This is a genomic window from Curtobacterium sp. NPDC089185, from assembly GCF_040685235.1.
Taxonomy (GTDB): domain Bacteria; phylum Actinomycetota; class Actinomycetes; order Actinomycetales; family Microbacteriaceae; genus Curtobacterium; species Curtobacterium citri.
Map to the genome: position 1 here is coordinate 62,590 of NZ_JBFBHK010000001.1, position 14,301 is coordinate 76,890.

The window sequence follows — 14,301 nt, forward strand, 5'->3', positions numbered from 1 at the left end:
AGCCCCCGACGGCGCTACTCGAAGCGGACGCTGCCGCCACCGGACGGCGGCCGGCGGGACGGTCCGTCGAGGGCACGCTGCACGGCAACCCGCACGACGCCCGACCCGTAGCCCTTGCGCATGAGGAACCCGCTGAGCCGGCGTTCGGCGGTCGCACGGTCGAGCCCGCGGAGCTGCCCGGCACGCTTCTGCGCGAGCTCGATCGCCCGCACGAACTCGTCGTCGGCGTCGTCCTCCGCGGCGTCCAGGGCGGCGTCGATGGCCGCCTGGTCGATGCCGCGGCGACGGAGTTCCGCGACCACGCCCTGCCGCCCGAGCCCCTTGCGTTCGTGGAGCCGGTCGACCAGGTCGGTCGCGAGCGCGACGTCGTCGAGCAGGCCGACGCGGACGAGCCGGGCGACCTCGTGCTCCACGACGTCGGCGTCGAGGTCCTGTCCGCCGAGGAGCTTCCGCATCTCGGACTCGCTCACGCCCTTGCGCCCGAGTGCGCGCATGCTCACCCGCTCGGCGTCGGCACGCTGCTCGTCGATCGGCCGCGGCGCGTCGGCCGGGTCGATCTCGTCACCGCTGCCGATGGCGAACACCGAGGCGCCCGTGGCGTCCGCCGTGTCGGAGTCGTACCCGCGCTGTTCGGCGCGCGCGCTCCGTCCCGAGCCGTCGCCGACGACGGGCGACAGCCACTCGGCCTGGGCGTGCTGCCCGCGCAGCGGCACGACCTCCGGGGCGTCGGCGGAGTCGTCGACCTCGGGCACGGACACGGGGCGGAGTCCGGTGGCCGTGTCGTCGGTCGCCGGATCGTCGTCGGGCGACGACGTCGCCTCGACGTCCTGCGGTCCGTCCGGATCCGTGTCCGGCGCGGGGCGACCACGGCGGGACCGGGCACCGAACAGGTTGGTGACCGGTGCCAGGCCCTCGCCGTGGTCGGGTGCGTCCGTCACGCGCCCTTGCGCTCCGCGAGCTTCGGAGCGATCGACTCGACCGGCGCGTCACCGGCGTCGGCCTTCGCGCCACCGACACCGAGCTTCGCGAGGATCTTGCCCTCGATCTCGGCAGCGGTGTCCGGGTTCTGGATGAGGAACGAGCGCGAGTTCTCCTTGCCCTGGCCGAGCTGGTCGCCGTCGTACGTGTACCAGGCGCCCGACTTCTTCACGATGCCGTGGTCGACACCGAAGTCGAGCAGCGAGCCCTCTCGCGAGATGCCCGTGCCGTAGAGGATGTCGAACTCCGCCTGCTTGAAGGGCGGCGCCATCTTGTTCTTGACGACCTTGACGCGGGTGCGGTTACCGACCGCGTCGGTGCCGCTCTTCAGCGTCTCGATGCGTCGGATGTCGAGTCGGACGGAGGCGTAGAACTTCAGCGCCTTGCCGCCGGCGGTCGTCTCCGGGCTGCCGAAGAACACACCGATCTTCTCGCGCAGCTGGTTGATGAAGATCATCGTGGTCTGCGTCTGGTTCAGCCCACCCGCGAGCTTGCGGAGCGCCTGCGACATGAGGCGCGCCTGCAGACCCACGTGCGAGTCACCCATCTCGCCCTCGATCTCGGCGCGGGGCACGAGCGCGGCCACCGAGTCGACGACGATCAGGTCGATCGACCCGGAACGGACGAGCATGTCGGCGATCTCGAGCGCCTGCTCACCGGTGTCCGGCTGCGAGACGAGCAGGGCGTCGATGTCGACACCGAGCTTCTTGGCGTACTCCGGGTCGAGCGCGTGCTCGGCATCGATGAAGGCCGCGATGCCACCGGCGCGCTGCGCGTTGGCGATGGCGTGCAGGGTCAGGGTCGTCTTACCCGACGACTCCGGGCCGTAGATCTCGATGATGCGCCCGCGGGGCAGCCCGCCGATGCCGAGCGCGACGTCGAGTGCGACCGAACCGGTCGGGATGGTGGCGACGGGGGCGCGCTCGTCGGAGCCGAGGCGCATGACCGTGCCCTTGCCGAACTGCCTGTCGATCTGGGCGAGAGCGGTCTCGAGGGCCTTCTCGCGGTCTGCCGGTGAGGGCATGGGGTGCTCCTTCGTGCTCGGTGTCGGCTGCCTGTAGGCTGTCGCGCTCACACCGGCCGGTGCTGCAGGGCCGGGGGTCGAGCGACAAGGCGTCGGGCTGTTCCCGATGACTCCGAACCTAGGGCGGGCCACCGACATCACTGCCCGTGACCGCGCGACCTGTGGACCGAGGTCAGGACAGCGCCGTTGTGCAGGAACCTAGCACCTATCGAACACGCGTTCGAGCAACACGCCGAACAGACGTTCGGACGCGGCCTGGGGTCGCCGAGCTCAGTCGCGCGGCTCCGCGAGCCCCTTGCCGTGCCGCTTGTCGAGGGGGACGTCCTGCGAGTCGCAGAGCGCCTCCCACACCCGCCGGGCGTCGATGCCGGCGTCGAGCGCGTCCGCGGCCGAGCGACCACCGAGGTCCTCGAGCACGACGTCGCGCGACACCACGGCGCCGTAGGCCTCCCCGAACACCTGGTCGACGGCTCGCCAGAACTCACTCACGCGCATCGGACCAGCGTAACGACGAACGCCCCCGCCGGCGGACCGGCGAGGGCGTTCGTGTGCAGCGGTGCGTCAGCGCACCGCGAGGTCGTTGTCGAACTCGGCGACGAGGTCGTCGGGCAGCGTGTCGGGGACCGCGGTGAGTCCCTCGACGACCGCGAGACGGTCTCCGACCTCACGCATGATGGTCGAGATCGGGGTGTCGAGTGCGTCGGCCACCGATGCGAGGATCTCGGAGCTGGCCTCCTTCTGACCACGCTCCACCTCGCTGAGGTACCCGAGAGCAACGCTGGCCTTGGACGCGACCTGACGGAGGGTCCGGCCCTTCTGCAAGCGGAAGTCCCGCAGCACGTCGCCGATCTCCTGACGAACGAGAACCATGTGGACTCCTCCTCTCTGTCGTCTCCGCGCCCGCCCCGGTCCCGGTGACCTTGGTCGGGTTCAGCAACAGTAGCGTTGCCGTTCGCAGCATGCTAACCACGGCAACTGCTGTCCTGCTGGAGATTGCGTGGGATGTAACCCAGTGGCAACAGGGCCTATTCCCCGCTGCCGACCTCGGCCGACATCCGTGTCAGGAGTTCGGAGACGGTGGCCTCGCGGATTGCTCCGCGGTCCCCGTCGAGGTGCAGTTCGACGGCCTCGGCGCGCTCGGCGGACGCGATGCCGACGAAGACCGTGCCGACGGGCTTGCCGTCCTGCGGGTCCGGCCCGGCGACACCCGTGGTGCTGATCCCCCACGTCGCCGGTCGACCGTCGACCGCCACGGCGGTGCGGACGCCCGCGGCCATCTGGCGCGCCACCTCCGGGTCGACCGCCCCGTTCGCCGCGAGCAGCTCGGCGGAGACCCCGAGGAGCGTCGTCTTCACCGGTGTGGCGTACGCGACGACGCCGCCGTGCACGACGGCGCTGGCCCCCGGCACGCCGACGAGCGTCGCGACGACGAGTCCACCGGTCAGCGACTCGGCGACGCCGACGGTCTCGCCCCGCGCGGTCAGTCGCGCGACGAGCGTCCGCGCCACCGCTGCCAGGTCGCCGTCCGTGCCGGAGCCCGTGGCGGTCATGCGCCCGTGCGGTTGTGCTTCCACGCCTGCCACAGGTAGTCGGCACCGCTGAGCACGGTCGCCAGCAGCGCCGCCGTCATGAGGATGCCGTTGACCCAGTGCGCCAGGTCACCGACCACGTTCCACCACGGGAACAGCGCGAGGGTGATCGCCACGGCCTGCAGCACGGTCTTGATCTTGCCGCCGCGGCTCGCCGGGATGACCCGGTCGGACAGCACCGCGAACCGGAAGACGGTGATGCCGATCTCGCGGACCATGATGAGGACCGTGACGATCCAGGGCAGCTCGCCGAGGATCGAGAGGGCGACGAGGGCTCCCCCGATGAGCACCTTGTCGGCGATCGGGTCCACGAGCTTGCCGAAGTCGGTCACCAGGTTCTGACGGCGGGCGATGATGCCGTCCGCGCTGTCCGTGACGATCGCGACGACGAACACGACCGCGGCCCACACGCGCAGCGACGTGTCCTGGCCGCCGTCGGCGAGCAGCATCACGAAGAAGAGGGGCGCCATGAGGATGCGCACCACCGTGATGACGTTCGCGACGTTCGCCGTCGAGGCCGGGCCCTCCCCCTTGCGGAGGAGCCGTCCGCGCCACGGGAACCGTGCGCCGTGTGTGGTCTCCGAGCTGGTCATGCGCTCACTCCCTGCCCGTCAGGCCCCATGCGTCCTCGTCCGGACCCTCGTCCTCGACCTCAGGGTACCCGCGGGTCATGTCCGCCACCGGGTCCGAGCCGTACCGGTCGTCGTCGGCGCCGGCCGTGCCGGAGGCCACCACGCTCGCAGCCGCACCCGACCCGTCGGCGGGTGCCGGGCCTCCCGACCCGACCGGCGCGGACGCCGCGGCCGGCGGCTCCTCGCCGCGGAGCTTGGCGAGCACGCCCGGCAGCTGGTCGGGCGTGACGAGCACGTCGCGGGCCTTCGACCCCTCGGACGGGCCGACGATGTCGCGGGACTCCATGAGGTCCATGAGGCGTCCGGCCTTCGCGAACCCGACGCGGAGCTTGCGCTGCAGCATCGACGTGGAGCCGAACTGCGTCGAGACGACCTGCTCGACCGCCGCGAGCAGGAGCTCGAGGTCGTCGCCGATGTCGGCGTCGATCTCCTTGCGCTCGACCACGGCCTGGACGTCCTGGCGGTACTCGGGTCGGGCCTGCCGGGTGACGTGCGCGACGACCTCGGCGACCTCGCTCTCCTGCACCCAGGCGCCCTGCACGCGCACGGCCTTCGACGACCCCATGGGCAGGAAGAGCCCGTCGCCCTGCCCGATGAGCTTGTCGGCACCCGGCTGGTCGAGGATGACCCGGGAGTCCGTGACGCTCGTGACCGCGAAGGCCACGCGCGACGGCACGTTGGCCTTGATGAGGCCGGTGATGACGTCGACCGACGGGCGCTGCGTGGCGAGCACGAGGTGGATGCCGGCGGCACGCGCGAGCTGGGTGATGCGGACGATCGACTCCTCGACGTCGCGCGGCGCGACGAGCATGAGGTCCGCGAGCTCGTCGACGACGACGAGCAGGTACGGGTACGGCTTGAGCTTCCGCTCGCTGCCCGCGGGCAGCACGATCTCGTCGTTCCGGACGGCCTTGTTGAAGTCGTCGACGTGCCGGAAGCCGAACGACGCGAGGTCGTCGTACCGCATGTCCATCTCCTTCACGACCCACTGCAGCGCCTCGGCCGCCTTCTTCGGGTTCGTGATGATGGGGGTGATGAGGTGCGGCACACCCGCGTAGATCGAGAGCTCGACGCGCTTCGGGTCGACGAGGACCATGCGGACCTCGGACGGCTTCGCGCGCATGAGCAGCGAGGTGATCATCGAGTTGATGAAGACCGACTTGCCGGAACCGGTCGAACCGGCGACGAGCAGGTGCGGCATCTTCGCGAGGTTCGCGACGACGAAGCCGCCCTCGACGTCCTTGCCGACGCCGATGGTCATCGGGTGCTTCGACTTCGTGGCGGCGCCGGACCGGAGCACGTCGCCGAGGGAGACGATCTCGCGGTCCGTGTTCGGGATCTCGACGCCGATCGCGCTCTTGCCCGGGATCGGCGACAGGATCCGGACCTCGTTCGAGGCGACGGCGTAGGAGAGGTTCTTCGACAGGGCCGTGACGCGCTCGACCTTGACGCCCGGGCCGAGCTCGATCTCGTACCGGGTCACCGTCGGCCCTCGCGAGAAGCCGGTGACCTTCGCGTCGACCTTGAACTCGGTGAGCACGCCGGTGATCGCGGCGACGATGTCGTCGTTGGCCTGGCTCCGGGCCACCGAGGGCGTCCCGGCGCTGAGCGTCGTGGCCGCGGGCAGGCGGTACGGGGCGGCCGGGTCCTCGTCGGCGGCGTCGGCCGACGGCAGCCCCTCGGACGCCGGCTCGGGCGCGGTCGGCGAGACCACGGGCCCGGTGCCGCTCGGGACGACGGCGGCCTCGGGGCGTGCGACCGCGGCGGGCTGCTCGGGGACGGGCGTGCCGAAGTCGCGCAGGGCCTGCTCGGCGACGGCGAGGTCCTGCTCGACCTCCGCCGCCCCGTGCACGGTGTCCTGCTCGGCGGAGTCGTTGAGGTTGACCGAGGCGGGCTCGGCCGGGGTGTGGTCGACGAGCCCGGCGGCCGCGCCCGCGTTCTGGGACGCCGCGGCAGCACCCGCGCTCGCACCGGCAGCCGGGGCGGCCGGCGCACCCGCCGCGGGCAGGACGGGGCTGTCGTACGCCGGGTCCTCCTCGCGCCCGGACTTGTTCCGGCGCCACCAGGGGATCGTGTTCTCGGCCTCGTCGCCGTCGGCGGCGGCCCGCTCGTCCTCGAACCCGATGTCCTCGAACAGCGGGAAGTCGGTCTGGTCCTTCGTCCGGCGCTTCGACGTCCGGGCACGCGGGGCCGCCGGCGCCGGGGCGTCCTCGGCGTCGACCTCGGCCGCGTCGACCGGCGCGGGCGCACCGAACAGGTACGCGTAGAGCTCGTGGAGTCGCCGACCGGTCTTGTTCGGCGGCGTCTTCGTGATGATGAACAGCGAGAGCACGAGGAGCAGCACGGCGACCGGCACCGCGACCCACACGGTCGCGACGGCGACGAGCCAGCTGATGACGACCCACCCGAGCACGCCACCCGCGGCGGCGAGGGCGACCATGCCGTCGGCGGCGCTCGGCTGCCCGCCGAACACGTGGCAGAGCGAGGCGATCGAGACGAGCATGAGCCCGAGCCCGATGCCGATCCGGGTGTTGTCGTGCACGGACGCCGGGTGGCGGAAGAGCCAGCCCGCGAAGACGACCATGATCACGGGCAGCGCGAACGCCAGCCGGCCGAACAGCCCGCCGAACGTGTACGCGTCGAGGCCGATCGACACGGGGTTCGTCGGGTTGAGCCACTCGACCACGGCCCCGGCGATGGCGAGCACGAAGAGCAGGAACGGGAAGCCGTCGCGCCGTTCCTCGGGAGCCAGGGTCTCCTTGCCGAGCAGCCGGAACAGCGCGCCGACGCCGTGCGCCATCGCGAGCCAGGTGGTCACGAGCGGGTTCTGCTCGCGGAACACCGGGGTTGGTGCGGCCTGCGGCAGCTTCTTCGTCGTGGCCTGCGTGCGCGACGAACCGCGCGCCCCGCTCCCGCGGGACGACGTGGACGCGCGTGCGCGCGTGGTCGACTTGGTGCCTCCGGCCATGGGACAGACCCTAATCCCCGTCCGGGACATTCCGTGGACGCCCCGCCACCGGGAGCGGAACGGCCGGGAGGCACGGCGAGCGTCCGCGGGGAACGCTCGCCGTGCCTCCCGGCCGGCTGCTGCGCGGTGCCTACGCCTCGATGACCACCGGCACGATCATCGGCCGACGCCGGTGCTTCGTGTTCACCCAGCGGCCGACGGTCCGGCGGACCACCTGGCTGAAGGCGTGCGCGTCGCGGGTGCCGTTCGCGGCCGCCTCCGCGATCGCCTTGGCGATCTGCGGACGGACGTCGTCGAAGACCGAGTCGTCCTCGGCGAAGCCACGCGACTGGATCTCCGGTCCGACGACGCACTGGCCGGTGGTGAAGTCGACGGCGCAGAAGACGGAGATGAACCCCTCCTCCGCCAGGACGCGACGGTCCTTGAGGTCGGCGTCGGTGATCTCGCCGACGGTCGAACCGTCCACGTACACGTACGCGATGTCGAGCTGACCCGCCACGGTGACCTCGCCGTCCTTCAGGTCGACGACGATGCCGTCCTGCCCGAGGATGACGTTCCGCGGCGGCACGCCCGTCTGGATCGCGAGGTCCGCGTTGGCGTACAGGTGGCGGTGCTCGCCGTGCACGGGCAGCACGTTCTTCGGTCGCAGGATGTTGTAGCAGTAGAGCAGCTCGCCGGCCGAGGCGTGTCCGGAGACGTGGACCTTGGCGTTGCCCTTGTGCACGACCTTCGCGCCGAGCTTCGTCAGCCCGTCGATCACGCGGTAGACGGCGTTCTCGTTGCCCGGGATGAGGCTCGACGCCAGGATGACGGTGTCGCCTTCGCCGATCTCGATCTGGTGCTCGAGGTTCGCCATGCGCGCGAGGACGGCCATCGGCTCGCCCTGCGACCCGGTCGACATGTAGACGATCTGGTCGTCGGGGACGTTCTTCGCCTTCTTCGTGTCGATGAGCACGTTCTCCGGCACCCGCAGGTAGCCGAGCTCGGCGGCGATCGTCATGTTGCGGATCATCGACCGGCCCATGAAGGCGACCTTGCGGTTCGCCGCGGCCGCGGCGTCGAGGACCTGCTGCACGCGGTGCACGTGCGATGAGAAGCTCGCGACGACGACCTTCTTGCGGGCGCGCGTGATGATGTTCTCGAGGACCGGACCGATGTCGCGCTCCGGGGCGGTGAAGCCCGGCACGTCGGCGTTGGTCGAGTCCGGCAGGAACAGGTCGACGCCCTGCTCACCGAGCCGCGCGAAGGCACGGAGGTCGGTGATGCGGTCGTCGAGCGGGAGCTGGTCCATCTTGAAGTCGCCCGTGTGCAGGACCCGACCGGCGGGGGTCGTGATCGCGACGGCGAGGGCGTCCGGGATGGAGTGGTTCACGGCGACGAACTCGAGGTGGAACGGGCCGAGCTGCTCCGTCTGGTCCTCCTGCACGACGAGCGTGTAGGGCTTGATCCGGTGCTCCTTGAGCTTCGCCTCGACGAGTGCGAGCGTCAGGGTGGAGCCGATCAGGGGGATGTCGCCCTTGAGCTTGAGCAGGTACGGCACGGCGCCGATGTGGTCCTCGTGCCCGTGGGTGAGCACGACGCCGAGGACGTCGTCGAGGCGGTCCCGGATCGGCCCGAAGTCGGGGAGGATGAGGTCGACGCCCGGCTGGTGCTCCTCGGGGAAGAGCACGCCGGCGTCGACGACGAGCAGCTTGCCGTCGAACTCGTACACGGTCATGTTGCGACCGATCTCGCCGAGACCCCCGACGGGGATCACGCGGAGGGTGCCGGGTTCGAGCGGCTGCGGTGTGGAGATCTGGGTGGGCATTCGGTCCTGACTGTCGTGCGACGCGCTCCGGGCGAGCCGCGGTCTTCCTAACGTGTGGTGCCTGGCACCTTCGGCAGTGCGCCGCCGGCCGCCGCGTTGCGGTCCGGGCGGAAGTTCGAGAAGTCGGCGCCCGGGATGTCCCGGACCGCTTCGAGGGAGGTCTCGATGGCGTAGGCCTCGGTGTCCTCGGGGCCGACGAGCGGCAGGCGGACCCGCGGGCTGCCGATGCGCCCGAGCCCGTGCAGCACGTACTTCGCGGCGACGGTGCCCGGCACGTGGGTCATGATCGCGCGGACGAGCGGCTCGACGCGCTTGTGCTCGGCGGTGGCGGTCGCGAGGTCGCCGCGGTTCACGGCGTCGACGATCGTGCGGTACGGGGTCGACGTGATGTTCGCCGTCACGCCGATGAGCCCGGTCGCGCCGATCGACAGGTGCGGGAGCACGTTCGTGTCGTCGCCGGAGAAGTACATGAGGTCGGTGTTGTTCAGCACCCGGGAGACCTCGGCGAAGTCGCCCTTGGCGTCCTTCACCGCGAGGATGTTCGGGTGCTTCGACGCCCGCACGAGGGTCTCGTAGGTGATCGGGATGCCCGTGCGCCCCGGGATGTCGTACAGGATGACCGGCAGGTCGGTGGCGTCCGCGATCATCCGGAAGTGCGTGAGCACGCCCGCCTGGGTGGGCTTGTTGTAGTACGGCGTGACGATCATGACGCCGTCCGCTCCGGCCCGCTCGCTCTGCTTGTAGAGGTGGATCGCGTGCGCGGTCTCGTTCGAGCCGCCGCCGGTGATGATCTTCGCCCGACCGGCGGCCACGGACTTGCCGACCTCGACCAGTCGGAGCTTCTCCGGGTCGGTCAGCGTGCTCGTCTCGCCCGTGGTCCCGGTCACGACGATGCCGTCGGCGCCGGCCGTGATGCAGTCGTCGATGTGCTGCTCGACGCCGGGCCAGTCGACCTCGCCGTCGGCCGTGAACGGCGTCACGAGGGCGACGAGGACCTGACCGAAGGGATTCTCACGCTGGGACACGCGCACCAGCGTACCGGGGATGCGCGCCGCGGCTGCCGTCCGGTCGGACGGTGCGCGGCTCCCGGACGGTCGGGAGGCGCGGTCGGGAGGCGCGGCTCGCCCCCGCCACGCTGCACGACCGGAAGCACGTCGCGCCGCGGGATCGCGTGGTGCGACGTGCTTCCGGTCGTGCGCGAGCACGTTGCACCGCGAGCGGCGCGGCGCGCTACGCGCGGCGGCGCCACTCCAGGAAGCGGTAGCGGGTGCGGTCGACGCGGGACTCCTGCCACGGGCCCTCGTCGACGAGCTCCCACGCGTCGTCGAGCGCGGGCGCGCGGGTGTCGCCCGGTACGTCGAGGTCGACGATCGTCTCGGAGACCCGATCGGCGAAGGGCAGGGCGTCGGCGTACACCGCTCCCCCGCCGATCACCCACACCGGCTCGTCGGTGTCGAGCGCGGACGCCAGGTCGTGCACGACCTCCGCGCCCTCGGCGGACCACGACGCGTCGCGCGTGAGCACGACGTTCCGGCGTCCGGGCAGCGGACGGAAGCGCGGCGGCAGCGAGTCCCACGTTCGGCGACCCATCACGACGACACCGTCACCGGTCACCTGCCGGAAGTGCGCGAGGTCCTCGGGCACGTGCCACGGGATCCCACCGTCGGCACCGATCACCCCGGAGGCGGTGCGCGCCCACACCATGCCGACGCCGCGGACGGGCTCGGTCCAGCCGGAAGCGCCTGTCCCGGTCATCAGACGGCGACCGCGGCCCTGATCGCCGGGTGGTGCTCGTAGCCGACGACGGAGAAGTCCTCGTACTCGTAGTCGTCGATCGAGTCACGCGGTGCGATCTCGAGCGTCGGGTACGGGTACGCCGTACGGGACAGCTGCTCACGGACCTGGTCGACGTGGTTGTCGTAGACGTGGCAGTCGCCGCCGGTCCACACGAAGTCGCCGACCTCGAGCCCGGTCTGGGCCGCGATCATGTGCGTGAGCAGCGCGTAGGAGGCGATGTTGAACGGCACGCCGAGGAACATGTCCGCGCTCCGCTGGTAGAGCTGGCACGAGAGCTTGCCGTCGACGACGTAGAACTGGAAGAAGGCATGGCACGGGGCGAGGGCCATGCCGGGCACGTCGGCGACGTTCCACGCCGAGACGATGAGTCGCCGCGAGTCCGGGTTCGTCCGGATCTGCTCGATCACCTGCGCGATCTGGTCGACGTGCTCGCCCGAGGGCGTCGGCCACGAGCGCCACTGCACGCCGTAGACCGGACCGAGGTCGCCGTCCTCGTCCGCCCACTCGTTCCAGATCCGGACGCCGTGCTCCTGCAGCCAGCGGGCGTTGCCGTCGCCGCGGAGGAACCAGAGCAGCTCGTACGCGACCGACTTGAAGTGCACGCGCTTGGTGGTCACGAGCGGGAAGCCCTGCGACAGGTCGTAGCGGAGCTGCGCCCCGAAGATGCTGCGGGTCCCGGTGCCGGTGCGGTCACCCTTGGGCGTCCCCTCCTCGAGCACCCGGCGCAGCAGGTCCTCGTAGGGGGTGGGGACGGTGGGGTCGGGCTGCACGGTCTCGGTCACCAGACGACCATACGTCGTCCAGCGGGAAGTGCCGAAGACTCGTGAGTACCGTGGCGGTCATGTCGACCCAGCCGCTCTCGATCCTCGTCGCCGGTGCGTCCGGCTTCATCGGGACCCCCCTCGTCCGTGCCCTGCGCGACGCCGGACACCACGTCACGACCCTGGTGCGCCGCGCCCCGCGCTCGGCGTCCGAGTTCCGCTGGTCCCCCGGCACCCGCCCGCTCGACCCCGCGATCCTCGACGGTGCCGACGTCGTGGTCAACCTCGCCGGCGCGAACATCGGCAAGCTGCCGTGGACCGAGTCGTACAAGCGTGAGATCCTCGACTCCCGGGTGCACGCCACCGAGACCCTCGTCGAGGCGATGCGGCACGCCACGACGCCCCCGGCGCTCTTCCTGTCCGGGTCGGCGTCGGGCGTCTACGGCGACCGCCCGGTCGACGTCCTCGACGACGACGCGACCGCGGGCACGGGCTTCCTCGCGGAGGTCTGCACCCGGTGGGAGGCCGCCGCGACCGCCGCTCCCGAGGGGGTCCGCGTCGTGCTGCTCCGCACCGGGATCGTCGTCGGACAGGGCGGTGGCGCGCTGGCGCCACTCGTGCCGCTGACGAAGGCGGGCCTCGGCGGGAAGCTCGGCACCGGCGGGCAGTTCTGGCCCTGGATCGCCCTCGAGGACGAGGTGGGCGCGATCGTCCACCTCGCCACCAGTCCGGACGCGGCCGGGGTGACGGGACCGGTCAACCTGGCGGGACCGGAGGCAGCGGTCGCGACCCGGATCACGCGCCGGGTCGCCGAGGACCTGCACCGGCCCTACCTGTTCAGCGTGCCCGCCTTCGCGCTGCGGACGCTGCTCCGCCAGGCCGCGGACGAGATGCTGCTCTCGAGCCAGCGCATGGTCCCGCGGAAGCTCACCGAGTCCGGCTACCGGTTCCGGTACGAGCGCGCCGAGGACGCGGTCGACGCCGCGTTCTAGCCGGCCCTGGCGGTCCGGTCCGCCCTGGCGAGCGCGGTCCGCATCGCCGCCCGGGCACGCTTCCGGTCACCGGCGGCGTCGTAGACGACCCCGAGCCGGTACCACCCCCGCCAGTCGTCGGGATCTGCCTCGACCGCGTCCCGGTACCGCGGGAAGAGCTCGTCGGCGGCCTCGCGGGTGGGGCGGCCCGACGGACGGACGGGGACGACGTCGTCCGGGGTGCCGCCCTCCCGTTCCAGCCGCGCGCCGAGCCGGGTGATGCGCACGCCGAAGCGCAGTTCGAGCACGAGGAGCAGCGCGCCGATCGCGGCGACGACGAACAGGGCCACGCCGATGCCGATGCCGATCGGCTGCCCGGTGCGGACGAACGCGACCGCGCGCTGGCCCACGAGCACGATGTAGAGCGCGAGGAGCAGGGTCATCAGCGCGGCGCCCCAGAACGGGGAGCGGAGCGACCGCCAGAGCGTCGACACGGCTCAGCCCACGCCGAGGACGCTACCGAGCCCGACGGTGAGCCCGCGGGCACCGACCACGGCGGACAGCGCGGCGCGGATGCCGGCGACGTACGCGACGTCGTCGTTCGTGTCGTGGCGGATCGTGACGGTCTCGCCCGGGCCGCTCAGGAGCACGTCCTGCACGGCCTTCACGCCGGGCAGCCGGAGCGAGTGGATCGGGACGCTCGCGACCTGCTGCCCACGGGCGCGCTGGTCCACGTGGGGGGCGTCGACCGGGCCCACGTCGCGCCGGGCGTCGGCGATCAGCTCCGCGGTGCGCACGGCGGTGCCCGACGGGCTGTCGATCTTGCCCGCGTGGTGCGTCTCGACGATCTCGACGGACGGGAACCACGGCGCGGCGATGGTGGCCAGGTGCGTCGCGAGCACGGAGCCGATGGAGAAGTTCGGCACGACGAGGACGCCCTGCTCGGGCCGGTCCTCGAGCCCGGCACGGAGCGACGCCAGCCGGTCGAGCGACCAGCCGGAGGTCCCCACGAGCACGTTCGCGCCGCTCGCCAGCGCGTGCTCGACGATCGCCGGGCTGAGCGCCGGCACGGTCACGTCCACCACGACGGCAGCTCCCCCGAACACCGACGGCGGCGCCTCGTGCACGGCGTCCTTCGAGGACAGCGACGCGACGAGCTCGAAGCCGTCGAGCGACTCCACGACGGAGGCCACGAGGCCCCCGAGACGACCGGTGGCGCCGACGACGGCGACGGGAGTGACCATGCCCCCATCCTAGGATCGACCCATGTCGCTCCAGGTCAGGTCCGTGCCCGCCGACGCCCCCGAGGTGGACGCCCTGCTCGACGCCTACCTCGACGAGCGCGAGGCGACGTTCCCGAGCGCGCAGGGCTCCTACACGCGCAAGCGCACCCCGGCGGCCGAGTTCGTCGCCCCGGACGGCACCTTCGCGCTCGCGGTCGACACCGCGGACGGCACCGCGGTCCCGGTCGGCTGCGGCGGCCTCCGGCGGATCGCGGACGACGGCGACGACGTCCGGTTCGAGGTCAAGCACGTCTACGTCACCCCTGACGGACGCGGACGGGGTGTCGCGACCGCGCTCATGGACGCGCTCGAGCAGGCGGCGCGGGACCTCGGTGCCACGAGCGTGGTCCTCGACACGAACGACTCCCTGGTCGCCGCGGGTGCGATGTACCGGAGTCGGGGCTACCAGCGGGTCGAACGGTTCAACGAGAACCCGAACGCGACCGCCTGGTACCGCAAGCCGGTGCGCTGAGGCGAGCAGCGCCTCCAGG

General features: G+C 71.7%; 15 protein-coding genes. 2 read left to right on the plus strand and 13 right to left on the minus strand.

Features of this window, described 5'->3' with window-relative positions; genetic code table 11:
- Window positions 1-14: 14 nt before the first annotated feature.
- From AB0N84_RS00315 to AB0N84_RS00365, 11 genes are all read right to left on the minus strand, one after another.
- Window positions 15-938 (minus strand): regulatory protein RecX, encoded by a 924-nt coding sequence (locus tag AB0N84_RS00315; RefSeq protein WP_363543002.1) that lies wholly within the window; start codon window positions 936-938, stop codon window positions 15-17.
- On the minus strand, window positions 935-2,002 hold the full coding sequence (gene recA / locus AB0N84_RS00320) for a recombinase RecA (RefSeq protein WP_363543004.1): 1,068 nt from the start codon (window positions 2,000-2,002) through the stop codon (window positions 935-937). Before recA ends, AB0N84_RS00315 begins: the two co-directional genes overlap by 4 nt.
- Window positions 2,003-2,272: 270 nt before the next feature.
- Window positions 2,273-2,497 (minus strand): DUF3046 domain-containing protein, encoded by a 225-nt coding sequence (locus tag AB0N84_RS00325; RefSeq protein WP_069713542.1) that lies wholly within the window; start codon window positions 2,495-2,497, stop codon window positions 2,273-2,275.
- Between the two features lie 66 nt (window positions 2,498-2,563).
- Window positions 2,564-2,872 carry a helix-turn-helix transcriptional regulator gene (locus AB0N84_RS00330; RefSeq protein WP_144711146.1) on the minus strand — a complete coding sequence of 103 codons (309 nt, stop codon included), beginning with the start codon at window positions 2,870-2,872 and terminating at the stop codon, window positions 2,564-2,566.
- A 155-nt stretch (window positions 2,873-3,027) separates the two neighbouring features.
- Complete coding sequence (locus AB0N84_RS00335; protein WP_363543007.1) at window positions 3,028-3,552, minus strand: nicotinamide-nucleotide amidohydrolase family protein; 525 nt, start codon at window positions 3,550-3,552, stop codon at window positions 3,028-3,030.
- The gene (gene pgsA, locus AB0N84_RS00340; protein ID WP_363543009.1) at window positions 3,549-4,184 is read right to left on the minus strand and encodes a CDP-diacylglycerol--glycerol-3-phosphate 3-phosphatidyltransferase; all 636 of its coding nucleotides are present in this window, start codon (window positions 4,182-4,184) and stop codon (window positions 3,549-3,551) included. Before pgsA ends, AB0N84_RS00335 begins: the two co-directional genes overlap by 4 nt.
- A 4-nt stretch (window positions 4,185-4,188) precedes the next feature.
- A complete protein-coding gene (locus AB0N84_RS00345) occupies window positions 4,189-7,191 on the minus strand; it encodes a DNA translocase FtsK (RefSeq protein ID WP_363543011.1) in 3,003 nt (1,000 codons plus the stop codon).
- 130 nt (window positions 7,192-7,321) lie between these two features.
- Entirely contained in the window at window positions 7,322-8,998 is a 1,677-nt protein-coding gene (locus AB0N84_RS00350) for a ribonuclease J (RefSeq protein WP_182047076.1), read from the minus strand.
- 47 nt (window positions 8,999-9,045) lie between these two features.
- Window positions 9,046-10,023 (minus strand): 4-hydroxy-tetrahydrodipicolinate synthase, encoded by a 978-nt coding sequence (gene dapA / locus AB0N84_RS00355; RefSeq protein WP_182047077.1) that lies wholly within the window; start codon window positions 10,021-10,023, stop codon window positions 9,046-9,048.
- A gap of 205 nt (window positions 10,024-10,228) precedes the next feature.
- Window positions 10,229-10,753, minus strand: a complete 525-nt coding sequence (locus AB0N84_RS00360; RefSeq protein WP_363543014.1) for a dihydrofolate reductase — start codon at window positions 10,751-10,753, stop codon at window positions 10,229-10,231.
- The gene (locus AB0N84_RS00365; protein ID WP_363543016.1) at window positions 10,753-11,577 is read right to left on the minus strand and encodes a thymidylate synthase; all 825 of its coding nucleotides are present in this window, start codon (window positions 11,575-11,577) and stop codon (window positions 10,753-10,755) included. Before AB0N84_RS00365 ends, AB0N84_RS00360 begins: the two co-directional genes overlap by 1 nt.
- A gap of 59 nt (window positions 11,578-11,636) precedes the next feature.
- Between AB0N84_RS00365 and AB0N84_RS00370 the strand changes: the two genes are divergently transcribed.
- Window positions 11,637-12,548 (plus strand): TIGR01777 family oxidoreductase, encoded by a 912-nt coding sequence (locus AB0N84_RS00370; protein ID WP_289457594.1) that lies wholly within the window; start codon window positions 11,637-11,639, stop codon window positions 12,546-12,548.
- Here the strand turns inward: AB0N84_RS00370 and AB0N84_RS00375 are convergent.
- Both AB0N84_RS00375 and AB0N84_RS00380 read right to left on the minus strand, forming a co-directional pair.
- On the minus strand, window positions 12,545-12,970 hold the full coding sequence (locus tag AB0N84_RS00375; RefSeq protein ID WP_182047091.1) for a tetratricopeptide repeat protein: 426 nt from the start codon (window positions 12,968-12,970) through the stop codon (window positions 12,545-12,547). The two genes, AB0N84_RS00370 and AB0N84_RS00375, sit on opposite strands and share 4 nt — an antisense overlap.
- A 54-nt stretch (window positions 12,971-13,024) precedes the next feature.
- On the minus strand, window positions 13,025-13,771 hold the full coding sequence (locus AB0N84_RS00380) for a dihydrodipicolinate reductase C-terminal domain-containing protein (protein ID WP_182047081.1): 747 nt from the start codon (window positions 13,769-13,771) through the stop codon (window positions 13,025-13,027).
- A 22-nt stretch (window positions 13,772-13,793) separates the two neighbouring features.
- Here AB0N84_RS00380 and AB0N84_RS00385 point away from each other — a divergent pair, with 22 nt between their 5' ends.
- On the plus strand, window positions 13,794-14,282 hold the full coding sequence (locus AB0N84_RS00385; RefSeq protein ID WP_363543019.1) for a GNAT family N-acetyltransferase: 489 nt from the start codon (window positions 13,794-13,796) through the stop codon (window positions 14,280-14,282).
- The last annotated feature ends 19 nt before the right edge of the window (window positions 14,283-14,301 follow it).